The organism is Butyrivibrio hungatei (genome assembly GCF_900101605.1).
GTDB lineage: Bacteria > Bacillota > Clostridia > Lachnospirales > Lachnospiraceae > Butyrivibrio > Butyrivibrio hungatei_B.
Genome location: NZ_FMUR01000007.1, coordinates 18,094 through 38,533, shown reverse-complemented (window position 1 = coordinate 38,533; position 20,440 = coordinate 18,094). Strand labels below are relative to the sequence as shown.

Genomic DNA, 20,440 nt, shown 5'->3' with positions numbered 1-20,440 from the left:
TGTTATATCTCATTATATGGGATACAATGTCAGTATAAATAGGAGGTTCACATGTTTACTACCAAAGGACGCTATGCCCTGCGCGTTATGATCGATCTTGCGCAGCACACAGAAAATGAATACATCCCTCTCAAGGATATCGCCACAAGGCAGGACATCTCCAAGAAGTATCTTGAGATTATTGCAAAAGAACTTGTAAAAGGCGGTCTTATCGAAGGTGCCAGCGGAAAGCACGGCGGCTACAAACTTTTAAGAAGTCCCGACGAATATAGTGTCGGAGAAATAATAGAACTAATGGAAGGCACTTTCGCGCCCGTAGCCTGTCTTGAAACAGGCGCTCCCGAATGCACACGTGCCTGCAAGTGCAACACTCTGGAAATGTGGACAGAATTCTACGAACTTGAACGCAACTTCTTTTTCGGCAAGAAACTGAGCGATCTGTGCAATTAGTTTGTAGATTTTCCGTACGCCCGACCATAAAGGTATATATTCGGAAATATGCTGTGTACGGCTGCGCAGTGATTTTCATACTTTAATAAAACCTGAAGATGCTTCCTTTCACGTTGTTCAGAGAAGTCAGCATCTTCGGGTTTTATTAAAGCTGAAAATCATCTTGCTCGTCCGAAGACAACGTATTTCCGAATATATACCTTTGTGGCCGGGCTGTCTATGAAAAGGGCGACAAACACAAAACCAAGCTTCGAAAAGCCCTGACAATATTCTTTATTCCATATCTTTTGATTTGATGTACTTCTTTAGAGTTGAAACATGCATAGGATAGAAAGACTCTTCATCTCTCAACATATCCCTCAGATCATTCAGTGAAACCCACCTAAGATTTCTCGATTCATTAGTTCCTTCTACCTCTTTTCCATCAGCTCTGCAAATGAAAACTTGGACCATTATTGGGTAGTCACCTTCAACATTCTGGGAACATGAAAAGGGGGTATAGTTTAAGACTTTATAACCATTATGTTCAACTATTACTGACTCTTCTTCTCCTTGAATATATGTGACCTCAAGACCGGTCTCTTCAGATATTTCCCTTCTCAGGCAATCATAAATATTCTCAAATTCTCTGATTTTACCTGCGGGAATTTCTACCAATCCATTTTCACGGTCATTACCTTTATATCTCTCTTGCAGAAGGATAAATACTTCTCCGTCAATAATTCTTTCTATTATTCCTCCTGCAGCGGGTTTAGAAAATAATTCTGTCATATTGCTTACTCCTCTATCCTCATTAGACTACAATACTTTGGATTATATATCTCTACCTTGATATTGCATGGTAACGACATTTACAATTTTCTTTTTCTCATTGATTTTGAAAATCGCCACATAGTTATCTATCAAAAGCTGACGATAGCCCTTGTTTGCATATTTTCCAACTTGCCTTTCCTGATGGGACTGCGGAAAAGTATCCAATCCCAAAATTGCTTCTCTAATTCGCTTGACCTGGCCGTATGCATTTTCGGGAGAAAGTTTTTCACTGGCGATATAGGCGTAGATTCCAGCAATATCCCTATACGCTCTTTTATATAACTTGACTTGATACTTATCCAAAATACTTCTTCTCCAATTCATCAAAAGCTTTCTTTGCGTCTATCGCCTCACCTGTTAATTCAAACTCAGCCTCTGCTTCGGTTATTGCCTGATCAATACGATTATTCGCAGCAAATTGTTCGTATAATTCAGCACTCATAACAACTAAATCACTATAACCATTCTTAGTCACAAAAATTGGCTCCTGCTTTTTATGCGCCATTTCAGATATTTCACTTGTATTTCTTAAATCTCTAATAGGTATGATTGTCGGCATAATAACACCTCCTTTATACAAATACAGTGTAGCATAATTATGCCACACTGTAAAATATAAAACTATACCTATATCAATCATGCAAGAACTCTATCGACAAGAGACTACTGTTTCCTGTACCCGTGTATCTGAGATACAACGCATGCGTTCCCGAAACCGCATCAAATCTGCATTCATCTGCAGTCCAGATATTTGAGCCTATAGCATGAATCTTGCCAAGAGGCTCACCGTCTAGATCTGTGAGGATCTCAAAGTCTCCGTTGAAGTAAGCTCTTGTCTTAATTCTAAGTCCCGTAAGCTTTTCGAAGTCAAAGTACTTGAAACCGATTGTCGTTCCGTCAACAATATCTTTGATATAGCTTTCTCCGTATGACTCGTCGCCCCCGACCTGAACCACTCTGGGCGCTCCGGGATCAACATACATCTTGTGTTCTTTCGTAAAGATATTGCAGGCAATGTAAGCCGGGTACTCTCCCTTGTCGGAAAGAGGTCCGCCGTTCAGACCACATGATGTAATCTCAACCTGAGGAATACTTCCGTCTTGGGCAAAAGAAATCTTCTCTGCGCATCCCTGTCTGCTAAACCACGTTCCGTTTGTATGCCTGTGGTAAAAGATATACCAATCGTCTCCGATCTCAACTATACTTCCGTGGTTATTGGCACCGTAAGCTGTTGGTTCGTCGGCTTTCTTGTATGTGTCAATGTGCATATCGCAGTTACTTACGATAACTCCGCCGTACTCAAAAGGCCCTTCGGGACTCTTCGATGTAGCATAGCAAAGCTCGTGCATAACTTCGGATGAATATACAAAATAGTAGATATCTCCGCGTTTTCTTATAGATGATGCTTCAAAGAACGCATGTCCTTCAAACGATGTTCCCTTGCTGTATTCAGAGCCGGGTGCGATTATCTTCGGAGCTTTTTTGACCGTAAGCATATCCTTATCAAGGACTGTAAACATCGCTCCGCTCCTTGACTTATCGCCCTGCCCGCAAAAGCCCGTGTACATGTAGACTTCATCGCCTTCCGTCATGACTCCGGGATCGAACTGAGGCTCGTCGCCCGCTTTGTCACCGAGCTTAACTCCGTCTTCATAGTGAACATATCCGTAGAACTCGTAAGGGCCTGCAGGTCTGTCACTTACCGCAACAGAAACAACGCTTACCTTATCAAGCACGTAGTAGAGATAGTATCTGCCATCGGGACCGACCGTTACATCTGGCGCATAGAGGCACATATGTCCGTCAGGATTAAGTGGATCCTGTGTCTTTTTGAAAATTACGCCCTCATACTTCCAGTTTCCAAGGTCATCTACAGGTGCTGACCAGCAAACGTAATCGCCGAGGCAGAATGTCTCGCCGCCGTATATATCATGCGATCCGTAGACATATACCCTGTCCCCGAACACATATGGCTCGCCATCGGGAATGTACTCCCAGTTCGGAAGATAAGGATTTATTCCCTGTCGTCTCGTATTCTGTCTTATGCCGCCTTCTTTCTTAGGAACGGCTCCGCGCGATGTAAACTCCATCTCGTTTGGATTTTCAGAAGTGTATGTTCCCCAGTTCGGGAGCTCTTTTCCGCCCTTACCTGTTCCGTTCGGATTTCCTGTCTTAACAAAGTTAGCGAAATAATCGCACATCTGCGCCGCAAGATCGTAATGTCTTCCCTCGTAAGCTCTGTGGCTCTTTCCCAGAGTCTCAAAGAAAAACCACAGATCAACAGAGTGAAAACATCCCGGATATGCCTCATCGCCGGCACCGTCTCCCGGAATATCGGGACAGAATCTGTAGTAAAAGAAATCTCCGTCGGGCTTACTTTTCTTGGCGCCCTTAAGTGCTTCTTTTACGGATTTTTCCACCATATTGATATTATCTTCTATAAATTCATCAACAGTATTTCCCGCAAGTACCGGAACATCCGGATACTTTCCGTTTACGAAAGCATCAAGCGGCTTCTCTTTGCAAAATACTCCGTCAATTATGGGAACCATCATTGGATTATTTAAAAGATATTTGTTATAACCCTCTAAAATCTTTTTGGAACTAAGACTTCTTGCCTCTTCAATTCCGCACGCGCCAAGTGATTCAATAAATTTTTCTCCAAGCTCTTCCGCACTTGAAAGCGTCTTAGGAACAAAGAGCTGATCATCAGGTTTATCAAGGCTTATAATACCGCTTAATATGACAGCGCCCTTTATTATATCTTTGTTATCTTCGCAGACAAGCTGATTCATGACAGAAGCGCCGCCTGCAGACTGACCTGCAATTTTGATATTATCAGGATTTCCGCCAAATGCCGCAATATTTCTATATACCCAGTGAAGTCCCGCCTTCTGATCGAGAAGACTGAAATTACCGGGCGCATCGGGTGATTCCTCAGTAAGTTCCTTGTGCGCAAGATTACCAAAGCAGCCAAGCCTGTACGCTACAGAGACAACGACAATACCCCTTTTTGCCAGCGCCTCTCCGTCAAGCTCCATCTCTGCCGTATATCCCCACTGAAAAGAACCTCCATAGTACCACACAAGTACGGGAAGCTTCTCGTCTTTGCTCTTTGCAGGCGTCCATATATTAAGATAGAGACAGTCCTCACTCATCGGTATTTCAGGATCGACATGCCATTCTCTGCAATAAATATCGGTACCGAGCCCCGGCGTATCCTGATAGGGAATCGGTGCAAATGAATTGGCCTCATATATTCCATTCCAGTCATTGCAAGGATTGGGAGCCTTCCACCTGTTTTTTCCGACAGGCGGCGCAGCATACGGTACTCCCTTAAATACCGTAACCCGCGGATCCGATCCCGCTACACCCCTGATCCTGCCGTTTTCTACTTCCGTTAATCTAAGCAACCTCCTTTACCTCCTCCATAAACATTATATTTATGTTATACCATAATATTTTAGATTTTGGTAAAATATTTTATATAGAAGTTAGCTGCATCAGCTTCCGTAAGCTATCTTAATAATATCATCAATTCCCGCTTCCTCTATGGAAACATCCTTGATATTCTTCTGTTTTGAGAGGTCAGCGATGATCTCTGCTGCCGTCGTTTCCTTTTTCATAAATTTGTACTTGGCGATATTGTCGGTATGCTCAACAAGCTCGCAGCGCTCATGCTCAGGCGCTTCTTCGTCGTAATACTCAACAACGAGAGTCTTGTACGGCGCAATCCTGTCGATGATCTGCGATAAATTCCCGTCCTCCATCATAACGCCGTGGTTAATGATTATCAGTCGCTCGCAAAGTTCCTGAATGTCGCCCAGATCGTGCGTTGTAAGTATAATTGTTGTCTTTTTGATCTTATTGATTTCTTTTATAAATGTGCGAAGCGCGAACTTGGAAGATACGTCAAGCCCTATTGTCGGCTCATCAAGGAAAAGAACTTTCGGAGAGTGGAGCATTGCCGCAACAAGGTCACCTTTTACGCGCTGTCCGAGCGACATCTGGCGAACCGGCTTATCAACAAGCTCTTTTATCCCCAGAATAGAATCCATGACATCAAGCGTGTTGTCGTAATCAGCCCGGTCGATTCGGTAAATGTGCTTAAGAAGTTCAAAGCTTTCTCCAAGTCGAAGATCCCAGTTAAGCTGCGATCTCTGGCCGAAAACAACACCGATATTCTTCACAACTTCTTTTCTGTGCTTTGTAATATCCTCGCCGCCGATGTACACACTTCCGCTTGTCGGTGTAAGAATCCCCGACATCATCTTGATCGTGGTACTTTTGCCCGCACCGTTAGGTCCGATAAATCCTACAATCTCGCCTTCTCCCAGCTCAAAAAAAAGATTGTCAACCGCATGAATTGTCTTATACTCAGTCTTTATAAGCCCTTTTAAAGCACCGGAAAGTCCCGGTTCTTTTTTCTTCAATAAATAATCCTTGCTCAAGTTTTCAACTTTTATCATGATCAGTTACCTGCACTTTCGTATTTTTTTAGTCCCCTTGTGAAAAAAGCTCCTGAAATCAGCATCATCACAAGCCCAATAAGCAATGTAACAAAAGGAACGATCAGGCCGTCGCAAATTCCGCTTGAAATCCCAAGCAGCGACGACACCGGATAAAAGGACACCCATCCGATCGGGATAAGATATGTCAGGATAAACTGCATGCTTTCCGGATACATCGATATCGGATACATGGTCGTCTTATCCATGATTTCCTGTGTGTACTGCCCAAAATCAACCACACTTCTTGTATAAAAAGATGTGCTTCCGAGAAAGATGTACAATCCGCCTCTGATCAGCGTTGCGCCTATCAGCATGACGATAACCTGTATGCAAAAGAGTAACGTAATCTTAATCTCACATTTCGCACAACCATAGATAAATACAAGGATTCCCGGAATCAGGTCCGTAACGCCAAACACATTTATATTTGTAAAAAAGAACTGATACAATACCCCAAGCGGTCTTGTAAGATATCTGTCAAAATCACCGTAGATAACGTAATAGCCCATGAACCAGCCTTGTACAAAAAAGATCATCGAAAGTGCATGGGATATGACGGAGATTCCGTACAGAAACGCAAGTTGTCCATAGTTCCAGCCGTTTATCTCTCCAAAAGATTCAACTACAAATTTAATGATCGCAAATCCCATAATGAACTGAAGCGGGTTAGATATCAGCCATCCCGCTATGTTTGAGGGATATTCAATTATCGTCATCATTGCCATCTTGATAACATGCCACGTAACGTCCATGTAATGGCTTAGTTCGCTAAATGCTTTTTTCACTTTATCAACCTCCCTGTACCATAACTTTTCGCGTTACCTTTTTCTGGACAAAAAAGAAAAATGCCGTAAGCACTACAAGCCACCAAAACTGAATCTGCATACCTGCGATATACTCTGCTCTTTCGCCTTTCCCAATGTAGATACTAAGCGGAAGCTGATAGATATACACAAAGGGGAGCGACGAAAGCACCTTGGATACTCCCGCAGGAAAGAACCATATCGGTATAATGCTTCCCGACAGCAATCTTATGAGATGTTTTTTCACCTGAATAAGCGCATCGATGCTACCCGTTTTAAATGCTATCATCCCAAACAAAGCAGCGATGAGCCAGTTGATCATAAACGATTCCAAAACCGCGATCACAAAAAGCGGAAGTGCGCTTACATCCACCATCACAGGAACTTTTATCAGAAGTGTCCCAATGATCAGAATCGGAAGCATATTCTGAAACACAAGTGCAAAGACTCCTCCCAGGTCTTCCGCAAAGTACATTCCGAAAATATTGACGGGCCTAATCATATCTGTTGCAACCGTTCCTTTTTTCACGCTCATCTCAATTCTTTTTTCCACATTCGTGATCAGCAAAACCGACAGCATCGACGATACGATTATATATGTCAGCATGCTTTCGGCATCGACTCCGCCGACACTTCCGCGGTCTTTATACAACGCTTTCCAGAAATATGCCGATGTTATCATGATGATCGTCTGCATAAAAATATTTCCATATACACTAAACTCATAGGTCATACTTTTTATTAACTGTGTCTTTAAAATGTATATATATTTTTTCACGTTTATCTCCCTTCGGACTTCTTCATGTATAGAGGTGCGCATCGGTAGCATCCTCGCGGAGCGTTTTTAATCTGATAGGAATTTTGGAGAAATTTTTTATTAGATAAAAAAGAACCTATCTGCGTACGCAAATAGATTCATACAATCATAGCCACTATTACAAATAGGCTTATAGCGCAGCACAGCCGCACTTGAAATGCATGATAATCCGGATTAAGCGCACACAAAAAAAACTGCAATAGCCGCTTCAAAAAACTGTGTTCACCAAACCAAATTATCTTATTTCCATTTCATCACCTATACGCTAAGCGCTCTTTCTTTATTTCTTATTTTTCATAATAATACTACAAATATGATTATTTTGTATAACCATTTTTCAAATTTCATCACAATTGTTTAATCATTTAATTTTTTCATCATCCAAAGTGCATCGGCATAAGTCCCATCGGAATATTTCATATTATCAGGAAAACGGCCGTATTCCTTGAATCCAAGTTTCTCATAAAGAGCTATTGCGCCCTCATTGGTTGCGATAACTTCAAGCTCCGCCTGCTCATAACCACACTTTTTTGCCACATCAAGAATTGTCTCAAGCATGATCTTTCCTATACCCGCTCCGCAATACTCCTTATAAAGTGCAATCGCAATATCACATCTGTGGCTGTATCTCTTATAATTTCCCATCCTCATAAGTGAACAGTTTCCAATATGCTTGCCGTCAATTGTTGCAACGAGCATAAGCTCTTTATCATCTTCTATCTTGGACTGCAAGAAGCTCTCTTCCTGCTCCGGTGTAAGTGTTACTTCCTCAGGCTCTCTTATAAGAAACGGTGTCTCCGCCGTTGTCACCTTCATATATTCAATCAGCGCCTCGCCATCGGATGCCTCCGCATTTCTAAGAACAACCTCACGCCCCAATTTGTCTTTCCTAATTATCGGTCCAAACTTCATTTCTAAATCTCCTCCGTGCCTTATAAAACTTTTTTCAACACATCACCCTTCTTTTACTTCAGACTAAGTCGTAATATCCGCAAGTGTACAACGGACCACAGACATAAGATCGTCAGGTGCAAGTTCAATCTGGCATCCAACCTTCCCTGCGCTTACAAATATCTTTTCACCGTCCTGCGCGGTTTGGTGTATAAAAGTCGGAAAAGCTTTTTTCATGCCGATAGGTGAGCATCCTCCGTGGATATACCCCGTAAGCGGAAGGAGCTCTTTTTGCTTTATCATCTCTACTGACTTCTCGCCTGCTGCCTTTGCTGCTTTCTTGAGATCCAGCTCAGCCTCGACAGGTACTACGAAGACATAATACTGCCCTGTCTTTCCTCTTGTTACAAGAGTCTTGAAAACTCTCGAAGGATCTTCGCCGAGTATGCCCGCGATCTCGGCGCCTGTAAGCGTCTGGTCAGGCTCATAGGAATGGCTCTCGTAGGCAATCTTCTTGCCGTCAAGAACTCTCATTACATTTGTTTTTTCATTGTTCTTCATTATCTTTTCCTCAGTCTAAACTTGTTGTCATCTTCTCACTTATTTTTGCACGCGCTGAATTTTTATGTTATGACCTATCCAAGCAAAAGACCACCATCAAACTACAGCATGCACGCAGCTTGCTCTAAGCACCGCAACCTCTTATCTGATAAAGTTTGTAAACACTTTATCTTCCGCTACAGGCTGCTCAACGCCTGCATTCTTGCCGGCTTCGATACTCTTAAGTACCCATGCCATGTTCTTTCCGAGGGTGCGCATGATCTGAAGTCCCTCTGAATCACGCATAACCTCTTCAGGCTTTCCGCCGTGAACCATGTTCCAGTATCTTGAAGCAACAAGAGGCATCTGCGCATAAAGAGGATATTTGTTGAGAACATCGAGTGTTGCGGTAGTTCCCGCTCTTCTTGCAGATGCGATTGTTGCTGCGGGCTTAAATCTGAGATAATCTTCCGCTGACCAGAACAATCTGTCGAGGAACATAAGAATCTCGCCTGTAGGACTTGCATAATAAACAGGTGAACCGATAACAATTCCGTCAACGCCTTTTATGATCTCCGTTGCTTCCTGCACTGCCAGGTCGACCTCGCCTTTGAATACCTTGGCACCTGCATTGTAGATCTCTGTCTCTATATCTCTTTTATTGAGCTCTTTCTCAATCTCCGATAATGCTGTAAAAGTGCATCCTTTACTTCTTCTGCTACCGTTAATAAGTAATACTTTCATTATGTAATCCTCCTCTTACTATGAAATAAGTGACTAAATATATGAGAAATCCGCATTTTAGTCACACATCAAACTTACGACCACAGACAAAAAAGTAATTTATGCTTCAGTTATCTGTGAAATTTCGCATTTTTGCTTGTAAATCGCCATGATCTCACAGATAAATTATGCCACCCATGAAACATTATCTGTGTTTCAACACATATCATGCCATAAAATCACAGATAAACCATTTCTTTTCACAAATCTTATCTGTGTCCCTGCCAAACTACTACCCCAAACTACTACCCTATGGATCGGACACATGGCTTTTACTTTTGGCTAGCACGTAGATAAGTGACCGTAGTTTCAAAGTATGGTAGGAATCTCCTACCATATAAGAATGAGCGGCACCGCATTTGTTCGATACCGCTCACCCATAATTCTATATCATATTCACATTAATGTCATTCGGAAATCTTGAATACATCGATATCTTTCTTAACTCCGTCCGCAATATTCAAGATTTGCGTAGCGATACTCGATACTTCCTCCATCATATTGCTGACAACTGATGTCGATGCGCTTGTTTCCTGTGTCGTTGCCGCATTTGTTTCAGCAATGGTTGAAAGAGATTCTACTACATTTACAACGCTGCTTCTGACATCATCGAGTCTTTGTACAGTCGAAGAAATCTCATCAATACTTACAAGGTTATTGGCAATCTCGCCCTCAACGGAACCAAAGATTTCTTTCGTCTGCTGAACATACTCGTTCTGCATGTCGATGATCTTCTTAACTTCATCCATAGCTTCTATCGATCTCTTTGAATTATCGATCAGCTGCTGGATAATGTCATTAATCTCCTTGGTCGTATCGGCAGTCTGTGAAGCAAGGGATCCGATCTCGCCTGCAACAACCGCAAATCCTCTTCCGGCATCTCCTGCTCTTGCAGCCTCTATAGAAGCATTAAGGGACAAAAGATTGGTCTGGGTAGCGATAGATGCAATAAGCTCGGAAGCTTTTGCAATCTGATCCGCAGAGTGACTTGTCTGTGCAGTCTGCTCATACATTGCATCAACCGCTTCCTTTGTTTTCTCATTGACTTCGCCGAGCTCTTTAAGAATCTCTCCCGCTTTCTTGGAAGAATCCTGCATGGACTGCGAAGCTTCTTTAAGCTGCATTGTCTTTTCCTTGGTCTCTTCAACCATAACTCCGATTTCTTTTACGGAATCGGTTGCATTCTTTGTTTCATCAGACTGCTCTGTCGCACTCTGCGCAATGTCATGAACCGCAACATCTACCTGTCCGATGGATTCAAGTGTTGATTCGGAATTTTCGCGAAGTCTGCCGGAACCGTCCTGAAGATCTCCCGAATGCCGGCGAAGCGATCTGATTGTCCTTTCAACAGCGCTTGAAAGCTTCTTGGTAGCATCCGCGATAAGTCCGACTTCGTCATTTCTTCCCTTATACTTTTCAAGTGCCTTAGTCTTGGTAATATCAAGCGTTCCAAGGTCTGTGATAACATCGGTCACACTTTCAATATCTTTTGATATAGCCTTTGATATCAGAACAACTCCTACCAGCGAAATACAAAATACAAGTATTACCAGGAAAAGAATGAAATTACTGAGGGAATTTATCTCCTTCAAAAAGTCTTTTTCCGAATCACAAACAATAAATGTAGCGGCTACGGCCGGAATATTGCGATATGACAAAATTGATCGTCCCATTGTCTTATCGCGATATGTAAAGAAGCCAGTCGGAACGTCCGCCATCTGTTGAAGAGCCTGAACCTGTGCTTCATCTTCAACAGGTGCTCCAAGCATTGCCGGATCGGGAGCAAAAATATATGTTGCCGCAGTAATATCACTGCTTCCGATAAGATACATCTGAGCTCCGTCAAGTCCCTGCGTGCTCATTCCCGTGATCGTGTTCTGAAGCTCATCAACGTAGGTAGCACCTCCGACGAATCCTATGGGCTTACCTGATGCATCATGTACATTTGCAAATACAATCGCAACATTACTGTTACTTGCAGGTGAAAGAACGATTCCGGCACATATTGCGCCTCCCGCACTTTCAATATTTGCCGTAAATCCCGCCATCTCTGCATTTGCGACCTGACCTATAAATGAAGGATCAGTATGTGCGTAGACAAGCGTAGCATCATCAGCAAGATACATACTCTCAATATCCGATCTTGTGGATGTGTAGCTCAAAAGAGTTTCCTGAACATTGTTCGCTGCAGTTTTATCACTTGTATTTTGCATATACGAAACTACAGCCGGAAGTTTTGCAAAATTCACGACATAATTCTGCAGATCCGAGAAATATTTCTCGATAACAACCGAGCGGCTTTCGGTAATCTCCGATAACCTTATCTCAGTCTGTTTTCTCATAATAGATCTGGTTCGTGAATTAATTATGCCATATATACTTCCAAGTCCAATCATGATCACAAGACCTATTACAAGGCTCATTTTGATATAGATCTTCAAGTCGTTGATCTTTTTCATCTACGGGCCTCCTTATCACAAAGAAAGAGCATGTATCATGTTGCAACTAACTATATATATAATTAATCATAACATTTTGAACGTAATAATATTCTATTTTTTATCGTAAAGTCATTAATTTTTTCTAAACTTTGAAAAAGCTAAGCTCTTCTTCAAGTTTCTTGGCGATATCACTAAGGTTCTCCGCACTCTCTGCAAGATCATTTACCGTTCCGTTAAGCTGCTGCATGGAAGCGGACGTTTCCTCCGTAGATGCTGCATTTTCTTCCGATATTGCTGAAAGCGAACTCATCGCATCAACGATCTGGTCTTTATTGGCATTACATTCTTCGGCCAATGCCGAAATTGTGCTTACACCGTCTACCGTATCGGATACATTTTCGATAAGTCCCTGTATAATGCCGACGGTTTCTTCAAGTACCGAAATAACCTCTTTTCCAATTTCTGTCACTTCATCTGTTTTATCTGCCGCATCATTGGCATGAACAAGCAACGCTCCCATATCATCGCGAATCTCACCTGCCGTACTTCCGCTTTCAGCGGCAAGTTTACCAATTTCCTCAGCAACAACCGCAAATCCTTTTCCCTGTTCTCCCGCTCTTGCGGCTTCAATTGATGCATTAAGCGCAAGAAGGTTGGTCTGTTCCGCGATACTGGTGATTCCGTCAACCTTCTCGTTTACCGTATTGACTGAAGTATTGGTCTCTCTCATAGTATCTGAGATAACTTTAACCGCTTCGCCCATCTTGTTCATATTCTCCTGAAGTTTCTTAAGTGCCGATGCGGACCGCTGTGAAGCTTCATTCATGTATGATGCGTTACCGGCAAGATTCTCCGCATTATCCGAAACATTCTGGATGGCATCGGAAAGCATACCGATATTCTCCGAAGATTTCTGAACTGAATCAGCCTGTTCGGTCGCGCCCTTTGCCATTTCAAGGACTGCATCGGAAACACCGTCAGCCGTACCGCTTATACGCTGTGCTGTAGTTGAAAGTCCCGTGGCTTCCTTTAAAGTCTTTGCTGCAACATCTTTAGAATTACTGATTACCTCAGTTAATTTGGAAGACAACTTTTTAAAATTAATACTTATATTATCGATTTCTTTGATAGTGGCATTCATCTCATGTGATGTACCAAGATCGCCCGATGCGAGAAGTTCAATATTATCAACCACATCATCTATGGCTCTTACAACCTTCTTTGAGATAATATAGATAACTACAGCAAAAATAAGAATACTTATTACAACTGTAATTATAAGAGCAAACTTTATAAGATTTATGTCTTTTCTGACATTATCCACAGGCTGTCCCGCCCATGCTGCGCCAATTACTTTTCCATCTGTTCCCTTAATCGGAACGTAGCAAACAAAATATTTCTTATCTCCAACGGGTACATTAGCCCGCTGTACCATTTCGCCTTTCTGGACTAAACTCCAGATGTCGGCATCCATCTTTGTTCCTTCGTTTCTTTCTCCGTTGGCATTAACCACAGATGTGGTATACCTTGTGTCCCCGACAAAAATGGTCATATCTATGTTATCGCTCTTGAGCATATCAACATAGTCATGTTCATACGGAATCTCATTTCCTGCGTCAATATCATATTGATAGTATTTCCACAGGCTCTCTGTAGTAACATACAGCTTATCATATACTTCCCTGGTAAGCTGAGACGTCACTCTGCCCGACGTTATCAAGCTTATGATAATACTTGATACTATAAGTGGGACAAATCCGATCAAAAGTAAAACTGCTGTAAATGATAATTTCTTTGCTTTCTCCATGCGATCCACCTCATTTCTTTCAGCACTTTTTCTAAAAACCGTATATGAACACCTATGAAATATAGTATCACTCTGTTCGTAATAATAATTTATTTTTATCGATTTATTATATATTATTCCCAAATTATTCATTTTTATGTTAACCAACCTTTAATGCACCCGTGAAAAGAATCATCAAAGCCGTTATTGTCACCATCGAGACAATCGTAGTAACCGTAATGGCTCCCGAAAGTATTCGCGTATCCTCTCCAATCTTTTCAGACTGGATAAGAGGGAGATTTCCGACAGGCATAGTTGACATAAGACAAAATCCCAATATAGTCACGTCATCGCAATGAATCGCTCTCAGGACAAAAAATATCAGCGTCGGAAGAAGTACCATCCTAAGCGCAATATATACCCATATCCTGAAATCGCCGAATCCCTCTTTTACTCCCGACCTTGCTATAGATACGCCAAGAAGCGTCATCGACAAAAAGACCGTGGCATTGCCGATATAGCTTACACTGTTCGTAATTATCGGCGGCGGTGTTATATTAAACCAGCACACAACAAGGCTTAGGAGCGCCATTATCGTTCCGGGGCTCAAAGCTTTTTTTACATTCATCTTCTCTTTTCCGTTGCTGAGCACAGTAATTCCGTGCGTGTAGAAAAGAAGGCTATACATGATATTGCAAACGATTACATATATGATAGCTTTGCCGGGCAGAATCGCCTTTGCGACCGGAATCCCGATGAATCCGACATTTGTATATACGACCATGAGATTGTAGAACCTTCTTTTTTCCCTGACCACACCAAGTGCAACGGGCAAAAGAACTCCAAGCACCATGAGAAACGCATAGAATAAAACGCCGAGAACCACCGCTTCCAAAAGAACCTGATGACTTATATCGACATTTCCCGTAAGAATCGACGCCAGTATTAGCGCGGGATTGCATATATCCATGACGATCACCGACAACTGTTTTGAAACCGTATTGTCTACAACACCTTTCTTATAAAGATAAATTCCGACAGAAACAAGAATGACTATCATCCCCATTTGCTGCATTACTATAAAAGCACTCATTTTACTATCTTTCCTTCTTCATATATTCTGCGTATATTTTGCAATGCCACCGCTAACTTACACAGATAACTTCAAATTTTCAACCGCATCATTTTAACTCAAACTTTGATGTGCCACAAGCACATTAACTTATACCAAATACTGCCAATTTTGCTGTTACTGTATCTTTTCGTCACTAAATGATAAAATTGAGTTGCATGTTTTTCTTCTATAGAAAAAATAATGCGGATTGCCGCAGATGCATATAACGGAGGTTTATGTATGGAAACTGTCAAAAAAAACAAAAATAAAATATATCTGGCAATAATCGTTGTTGCCGTGATCGTCATGATAATTCTACTTGTCGATTACAAAAAGAATGTTCCCGCAGAGCCGAGTCTTTCCGACATCGCAGCTTCTGATAACACTGTGAAAAAAGACACTTCAAAGGTTCTCGTTACCGTTAACACCGAAACGATTCGCGAAGGAATCGCAAACATGGGAACGCTGATCACGCAGGAATACTATTTTACCCAAGTTGAAAAATATACCAAAGAAAAGACTATCATGAAGTTCATCACTTCTTCGTCCGAGTTCATCTACAGCTATGACGGCTCTGTTACGGCAGGTGTGGACTTTGAGAAGATAGCGATAGACAAGGATGAAGAAGCCAAGACTATTACGATTGATATTCCGGATTCCGAGATTTTTTCCGTAAATATCGACAAAGACACTTTCAAGATCTATTCGGAAAAAGATTCTCTCTGGAATCCCGTAAAGCTCGAAGATTACAACTCTTCGCTTGCCAAGTTTGAGGAAAGTGCAAAAGAAAAAGCTCTTCAAAACGGTATTCTTGAAAAGTCTGACGCGCAGGCAAAAACACTCATAGAAAACTTCATGCACAGCCTGCCTGAAACTTCAAAATATCAGATTGTGATCAAATAAAGGGGATAATTTATATGAATTTAAAAAAGATAACCGTGATTGTTATATTACTTCTCGTTGCAGTGATCTCGCTTACAAAGATTGCTCCGACAGCAGCCAATCCTGCCAATCACAAACATTCTATAGAACAGACGGATGCAAAGATTGCGACCGTGATGAAACTTTCCGGCGGTGCTGCTGCGGCGTCCGCAACTTTATCACTCCTTCCGGGAGACCTGTGCACACCGATTTCCGAACAGCTTGCTGATCTGGCTTCATATTTTCTCTTGATACTTAGTGCTCTGTACCTTGAGAAATTTATGATAACACTGACGGGATATGTTTCATTCTCCGTACTTATTCCGGCCGCGTGCCTTCTTTTATGCGGAGCTATCCTCTTTAAGAAAAAGAGCCTGTCGGATATGGCAACAAGGATCGGAATCGTGGGAATCATCATCTTCCTCATCGTTCCTTCAAGCATCTGGCTTTCCGACAAAGTTTACCAGACTCAGTCAGCAAAGATCGAATCTACGGTTCAGGAATCAGACAATCTTGATATCGAGGGTGACTCCGACACGGGAATCCTAAGCGACCTTACAACAATTACCACAGGTACGATCGACAAGGTTTCAACGTTCTTAAGGAACATGCTTGAATCACTTGCAGTTATGATAGTAACGGCTTGCGTCATACCGGTTCTCGTATTTGTGCTCCTTGTGTGGATCGTAAAGACAATATTCTCATCAACCGCATTTAATATCGATAAGCTTGTGATAAAACAGGAAAATACAGACCTCCCCGATTAATCGGGAAGGTCTATTTTTTTGCCGTCTCTGTGCATTGAGAACTTATCCATAGGATACTTCTTGAGATTTTCAAGAACTTTTCTGTCATCTGCTTTGGAAAGCAGAGCTTCTCTGGCTTTGGTGATCTCAACCTCAGTTTTATGTTTGGAAGGTCCGCCGACACATCCTCCGGGACATACCATTCCTTCGATGAAGTCATCGGCAAGTTTGCCTGCTTTTAAAAGTAAAAGAGCTTTTTTACATTCATTTCCACCCGCAACGCGATGAAGCTTGAGATCACTTACATCTTCGCCTCTTTCTTTCATGCATTCAATAACCGCATTGGCAACACCGCCGCTTGTCGCAAAACGTTTGCCCCAGATGGAAGATTCCTGATATTCATCTGTTACAGGCTCAAAATCTATATCTTTTGACCTCATAAGAGCGCGCAGCTCTCCGTAGGTTACTACATAATCTGCATTATCCGGAACGCTCTCATCAATTGCCTCAGACTTCTTGGCAATGCAAGGTCCGACAAATACTGTGACGCATCCCGGACGTGTTGCCTTGAGATACCTTGAAATCGCACACATAGGCGAAACGGTTGATGACATGTTGTTTTCAAACTGCTCGGGGAAGTGTTTTTTCAGCATGTTGATAAACGCAGGGCAACATGAAGTTGTCATTTTTTTGCCCTCTGCGTAAGCTTCTGCCCACTCTTTCGACTCATAAGCAGCTGTCATATCTCCGCCGAGACCTACTTCAACCATATCTGCAAAACCTAATTTTATCAGCGCATTCTTTACAGACGCCATTGAAATATCTTCACCAAACTGGCCTTCTGTTGCAGGCGCACACATCGCTATGACTTCTTTTCCCGCCTTGATTGCTTCTATTATCTGAACAAGGAATGTCTTGGAGCTGATTGCTCCGAAAGGACAATTGTGAATGCAATGGCCACACTGAATGCACTTGCTCTCGTCAATCTTACAGTAGCCATTCTCATCATATGTGATCGCGCCGACAGGACAAGCCTTGTAACAAGGGCGCTCAAGGTGCACGATAGCACCGTAAGGACAGGCACTTGCACACATTCCGCACTCTTTGCACTTAGCGGCATCAATGTGCATCCTGACGTCACCGGGACGTATCGCATCAAATTTACATGAATTAAGACATGCTTTTCCCATGCAGAAACGACAGTTATCGGTTACAGAAAAAGCATGAATAGGGCACTCATCGCATGCCGGATCGATTACCTGCACGATGTTTTTGGAGCCCTCATTGTAAGTTGTACTGAGGCCGCAAGCAAGGCGTATTCTCTGACGCACAATCTCACGCTCTTTGTACACGCAGCATCTGTACTCGGGTTTCGGTCCGGGCGCGAGCTTATAAACAAGCTTCTCTTTATGCTCTTCGTCAAGCTCATCATTCCATGCAAGCCTGCAGACCTCTTCCATAATCTTGTGTTTAAATCCTACCAGTCCCTTATCGTTCGTAATCATAATAATCCGTCTCCTACCCTGTTTTTAGACACTGAAAATGTTGATGTTACCAAACCGATCCGCTCATGTTTTTGCCGGAACATGAGCAGTTGCTTCTGATATTCATGAAACTGCCGTATAATATTTATTATGCAGAAATACTGTTTCAACCTGTATTTCCACATATTAAATATATCATATCCCGATGCATTTACACAAAAAATGTAAATTCACTTGACGCTGATAAGAGAGCGTGATACCTTGATTTGCAAAAGGAAGAGGAGGACGTGCAAATGGACAAAAAAATGACCAGAATAGGATTGGCAATTGTCTGGCTGATTTCAGGAATTGTCAGCTACATCAATAAAAATTATTCTTTTTTAACTCTTTCACTTTGTTTGGCAGCTTTCTTTTTTATTATGTCAACTAAAGTCGACTGAGTAGCAGTTACAAATGGGGTTTTATAATTATGGGTAAAAAAATAGCATTAACTTTTGACGACGGACCAAGTACCGTCACAACACCTAAGGTTCTTGAAAAACTCAAGAAATACGATATTGTCGCATCTTTTTTTCTTATCGCAGACAATATAAACGACGAATCGGAAAAGATTGTAAAAGAATGTATCGCACACGGCTGCGAGATCTGCAATCACGCAAAGACTCACTCTCATATGCAGACATTTACCGCAGATGAAGTGCGTGAAGAGATAGAATATACAGACAGAGCAATAGAGAAGATCACAGGCTACAAGCCGCGTTTCTTCAGACCGCCTTATATAGATGTAAGTCAGACAATGTATGACACCATCAATCTTCCGTTCATATGCGGAATCCACGGCGAAGACTGGGAAGACAGCATTCTTGCCAAAGAACGTGCAGAAATGATATTATCGCAAGCTTGCGACGGATCCATCATACTTATGCATGACTTCACAGATAATGATGAGACCGTCAAAGCCCTTGATATCGTAATCCCCGAGCTTCTTGCACAGGGGTATGAATTTGTAAATATCAGCGACCTCTTCAAAGACGGCGGCGTTGAGCCCACCGTACACAGCGGTATCGTATACTCAAACATACACGACACCGAACCCAGAGAGCCGCTTTGCTGAAAAAAAGCAGGTGCACCGTTTGGTGCAGCCTGTTATTTTTTTCACAGCATAAATAACGCGCCGAATATCGGCGAGAGGATTATCATGACCACAGAGAACGCGAAGGAGTTCACGGACATGAGTGTCGCGCGCTGCTCGGAGGGGATCATATTATTGAGCATGACATCCGTCCGCACTTCAATATAATTGTCCCCGAAAGCTCCGATGAATCCGCCGATAACGGCAAGAAATATATTTCCGGAAAAAGCAGCTGAAAATGCAAATGTCACACACAGTAAACTTATAAGCCCGATATATCTATATCGTGAAGGCTTCACATATTCGACAGCCTTTGCTCCCACCGCAGCGCCGAGTCCCATGACAAAGAGCGCCGGTCCAAACAGTACATTTTCGATTCCCATCTGCGGAAGTCTTGCCTGCAAGAAGAAAAGGACAAGTATCGACACCGCTCCGATAATCGCATTAAATAAAATGATGAGCCTTACTTTGGGATTATTCTTAAGGAAAAGAAAACTCTCTCCTGCAACTTCCTTGAAACGCGCCCTAACACCGGCTTCCTTGCTTATCTCCGTCTCGGCCTCCTTCAAAGATGCCGCAATTCCAATCGAAAGCATTCCCACAAAAACATCAACCGCGTACGCCTTCCTGTATCCAAGGGCTATCGCCGCTCCCGCAAGAATCTTGGCAAGCGAGCTTGTAACCTGATATATGACAAGATCGTTCGATGCAAACTTATCATATTCATTCTCAATCCCCGCTTCTTTGAGCGAATCATAGGCAATCGCTTCCCTTGTGCCCGACGCAAGATTATAACTTAGAGCACTTACGACCATTGCAACCGCGATCATAAAAAACGAATCCGAAAATATCATCATCAGCGCCGACAACACAGTCACTACGCTGCTTGCGATCATCGTCTTTTTCCTTCCGAACACATCTGCCACCGCTCCCGACGGAACTTCAAATATCATACTCGCAACATGGAATATACTCTCAAACAAACCAATCTGCGCAGTTGTAAATCCTCGCACCGAAAGGAGCGCAACCCACGATGCTCCCGCGATCATAAGGCTCCCCACACTGTCCAATAAATATAGTTTTCCTATCTGCCTTCTTGCTGTCTTTTTATTAAATTTATTCATAAAAAAATCTCCTCATCTTTTTCTTGATTAAAAAAACAAAAGAATAAGGAGATAACACGCTTATATTCAAAAGTCCAAACCTTT

At 42.4% G+C, this 20,440-nt stretch carries 20 protein-coding genes; 5 read left to right on the top strand and 15 right to left on the bottom strand.

Annotation, left to right across the window (positions count from 1 at the left end; translation table 11 throughout):
- Nucleotides 1–51: 51 nt before the first annotated feature.
- Nucleotides 52–450: an RrF2 family transcriptional regulator gene (locus BLP87_RS06165; RefSeq protein ID WP_074461905.1), complete on the top strand. Its 399-nt coding sequence runs from the start codon at nucleotides 52–54 to the stop codon at nucleotides 448–450.
- Nucleotides 451–723: 273 nt separating this feature from the next.
- Here BLP87_RS06165 and BLP87_RS06160 read toward each other — a convergent pair whose 3' ends face one another.
- From BLP87_RS06160 to BLP87_RS06095, 13 genes are all read right to left on the bottom strand, one after another.
- The gene (locus BLP87_RS06160) at nucleotides 724–1,221 is read right to left on the bottom strand and encodes an NUDIX hydrolase (RefSeq protein WP_074461904.1); all 498 of its coding nucleotides are present in this window, start codon (nucleotides 1,219–1,221) and stop codon (nucleotides 724–726) included.
- A 42-nt stretch (nucleotides 1,222–1,263) separates the two neighbouring features.
- A complete protein-coding gene (locus BLP87_RS06155) occupies nucleotides 1,264–1,566 on the bottom strand; it encodes a type II toxin-antitoxin system RelE/ParE family toxin (protein ID WP_083334509.1) in 303 nt (100 codons plus the stop codon).
- Nucleotides 1,559–1,822 carry a type II toxin-antitoxin system prevent-host-death family antitoxin gene (locus BLP87_RS06150; protein ID WP_074461902.1) on the bottom strand — a complete coding sequence of 88 codons (264 nt, stop codon included), beginning with the start codon at nucleotides 1,820–1,822 and terminating at the stop codon, nucleotides 1,559–1,561. Before BLP87_RS06150 ends, BLP87_RS06155 begins: the two co-directional genes overlap by 8 nt.
- A 73-nt stretch (nucleotides 1,823–1,895) precedes the next feature.
- The gene (locus BLP87_RS16465; protein ID WP_330389996.1) at nucleotides 1,896–4,676 is read right to left on the bottom strand and encodes a carboxylesterase family protein; all 2,781 of its coding nucleotides are present in this window, start codon (nucleotides 4,674–4,676) and stop codon (nucleotides 1,896–1,898) included.
- Nucleotides 4,677–4,766: 90 nt separating this feature from the next.
- The gene (locus tag BLP87_RS06135) at nucleotides 4,767–5,732 is read right to left on the bottom strand and encodes an ABC transporter ATP-binding protein (RefSeq protein WP_242871821.1); all 966 of its coding nucleotides are present in this window, start codon (nucleotides 5,730–5,732) and stop codon (nucleotides 4,767–4,769) included.
- Nucleotides 5,733–5,734: 2 nt separating this feature from the next.
- A complete protein-coding gene (locus tag BLP87_RS06130) occupies nucleotides 5,735–6,559 on the bottom strand; it encodes an ABC transporter permease (protein WP_083334508.1) in 825 nt (274 codons plus the stop codon).
- 4 nt (nucleotides 6,560–6,563) lie between these two features.
- Nucleotides 6,564–7,355 carry an ABC transporter permease gene (locus tag BLP87_RS06125; RefSeq protein ID WP_074461900.1) on the bottom strand — a complete coding sequence of 264 codons (792 nt, stop codon included), beginning with the start codon at nucleotides 7,353–7,355 and terminating at the stop codon, nucleotides 6,564–6,566.
- 396 nt (nucleotides 7,356–7,751) lie between these two features.
- Complete coding sequence (locus BLP87_RS06120) at nucleotides 7,752–8,306, bottom strand: GNAT family N-acetyltransferase (RefSeq protein WP_027208455.1); 555 nt, start codon at nucleotides 8,304–8,306, stop codon at nucleotides 7,752–7,754.
- A 63-nt stretch (nucleotides 8,307–8,369) separates the two neighbouring features.
- Complete coding sequence (gene ybaK / locus BLP87_RS06115; RefSeq protein ID WP_176756610.1) at nucleotides 8,370–8,846, bottom strand: Cys-tRNA(Pro) deacylase; 477 nt, start codon at nucleotides 8,844–8,846, stop codon at nucleotides 8,370–8,372.
- A gap of 141 nt (nucleotides 8,847–8,987) precedes the next feature.
- The gene (locus BLP87_RS06110) at nucleotides 8,988–9,569 is read right to left on the bottom strand and encodes a flavodoxin family protein (RefSeq protein ID WP_074461898.1); all 582 of its coding nucleotides are present in this window, start codon (nucleotides 9,567–9,569) and stop codon (nucleotides 8,988–8,990) included.
- A 446-nt stretch (nucleotides 9,570–10,015) separates the two neighbouring features.
- Complete coding sequence (locus tag BLP87_RS06105; RefSeq protein WP_074461897.1) at nucleotides 10,016–12,067, bottom strand: methyl-accepting chemotaxis protein; 2,052 nt, start codon at nucleotides 12,065–12,067, stop codon at nucleotides 10,016–10,018.
- Nucleotides 12,068–12,191: 124 nt separating this feature from the next.
- Complete coding sequence (locus tag BLP87_RS06100) at nucleotides 12,192–13,856, bottom strand: methyl-accepting chemotaxis protein (protein ID WP_074461896.1); 1,665 nt, start codon at nucleotides 13,854–13,856, stop codon at nucleotides 12,192–12,194.
- Nucleotides 13,857–13,995: 139 nt separating this feature from the next.
- Nucleotides 13,996–14,928, bottom strand: coding sequence for an AEC family transporter (locus tag BLP87_RS06095; RefSeq protein WP_074461895.1), 933 nt, complete (start codon nucleotides 14,926–14,928; stop codon nucleotides 13,996–13,998).
- A gap of 261 nt (nucleotides 14,929–15,189) precedes the next feature.
- On the opposite strand from BLP87_RS06095, the gene BLP87_RS06090 reads away from it, so the two are divergent.
- Nucleotides 15,190–15,852 (top strand): DUF4230 domain-containing protein, encoded by a 663-nt coding sequence (locus BLP87_RS06090; protein WP_074461894.1) that lies wholly within the window; start codon nucleotides 15,190–15,192, stop codon nucleotides 15,850–15,852.
- A 14-nt stretch (nucleotides 15,853–15,866) separates the two neighbouring features.
- Nucleotides 15,867–16,637 (top strand): hypothetical protein, encoded by a 771-nt coding sequence (locus tag BLP87_RS06085; protein WP_074461893.1) that lies wholly within the window; start codon nucleotides 15,867–15,869, stop codon nucleotides 16,635–16,637.
- Here the strand turns inward: BLP87_RS06085 and BLP87_RS06080 are convergent.
- Nucleotides 16,634–18,121 carry a 4Fe-4S dicluster domain-containing protein gene (locus tag BLP87_RS06080; protein WP_074461892.1) on the bottom strand — a complete coding sequence of 496 codons (1,488 nt, stop codon included), beginning with the start codon at nucleotides 18,119–18,121 and terminating at the stop codon, nucleotides 16,634–16,636. The genes BLP87_RS06085 and BLP87_RS06080 overlap by 4 nt on opposite strands.
- A gap of 272 nt (nucleotides 18,122–18,393) precedes the next feature.
- On the opposite strand from BLP87_RS06080, the gene BLP87_RS16000 reads away from it, so the two are divergent.
- On the top strand, nucleotides 18,394–18,540 hold the full coding sequence (locus BLP87_RS16000) for a hypothetical protein (RefSeq protein WP_176756609.1): 147 nt from the start codon (nucleotides 18,394–18,396) through the stop codon (nucleotides 18,538–18,540).
- A gap of 29 nt (nucleotides 18,541–18,569) precedes the next feature.
- Nucleotides 18,570–19,214 carry a polysaccharide deacetylase family protein gene (locus tag BLP87_RS06075; protein WP_074461891.1) on the top strand — a complete coding sequence of 215 codons (645 nt, stop codon included), beginning with the start codon at nucleotides 18,570–18,572 and terminating at the stop codon, nucleotides 19,212–19,214.
- A 41-nt stretch (nucleotides 19,215–19,255) separates the two neighbouring features.
- On the opposite strand, the gene BLP87_RS06070 is transcribed toward BLP87_RS06075, so the two are convergent.
- The gene (locus BLP87_RS06070) at nucleotides 19,256–20,356 is read right to left on the bottom strand and encodes an MFS transporter (RefSeq protein ID WP_074461890.1); all 1,101 of its coding nucleotides are present in this window, start codon (nucleotides 20,354–20,356) and stop codon (nucleotides 19,256–19,258) included.
- Between the last annotated feature and the right edge of the window lie 84 nt (nucleotides 20,357–20,440).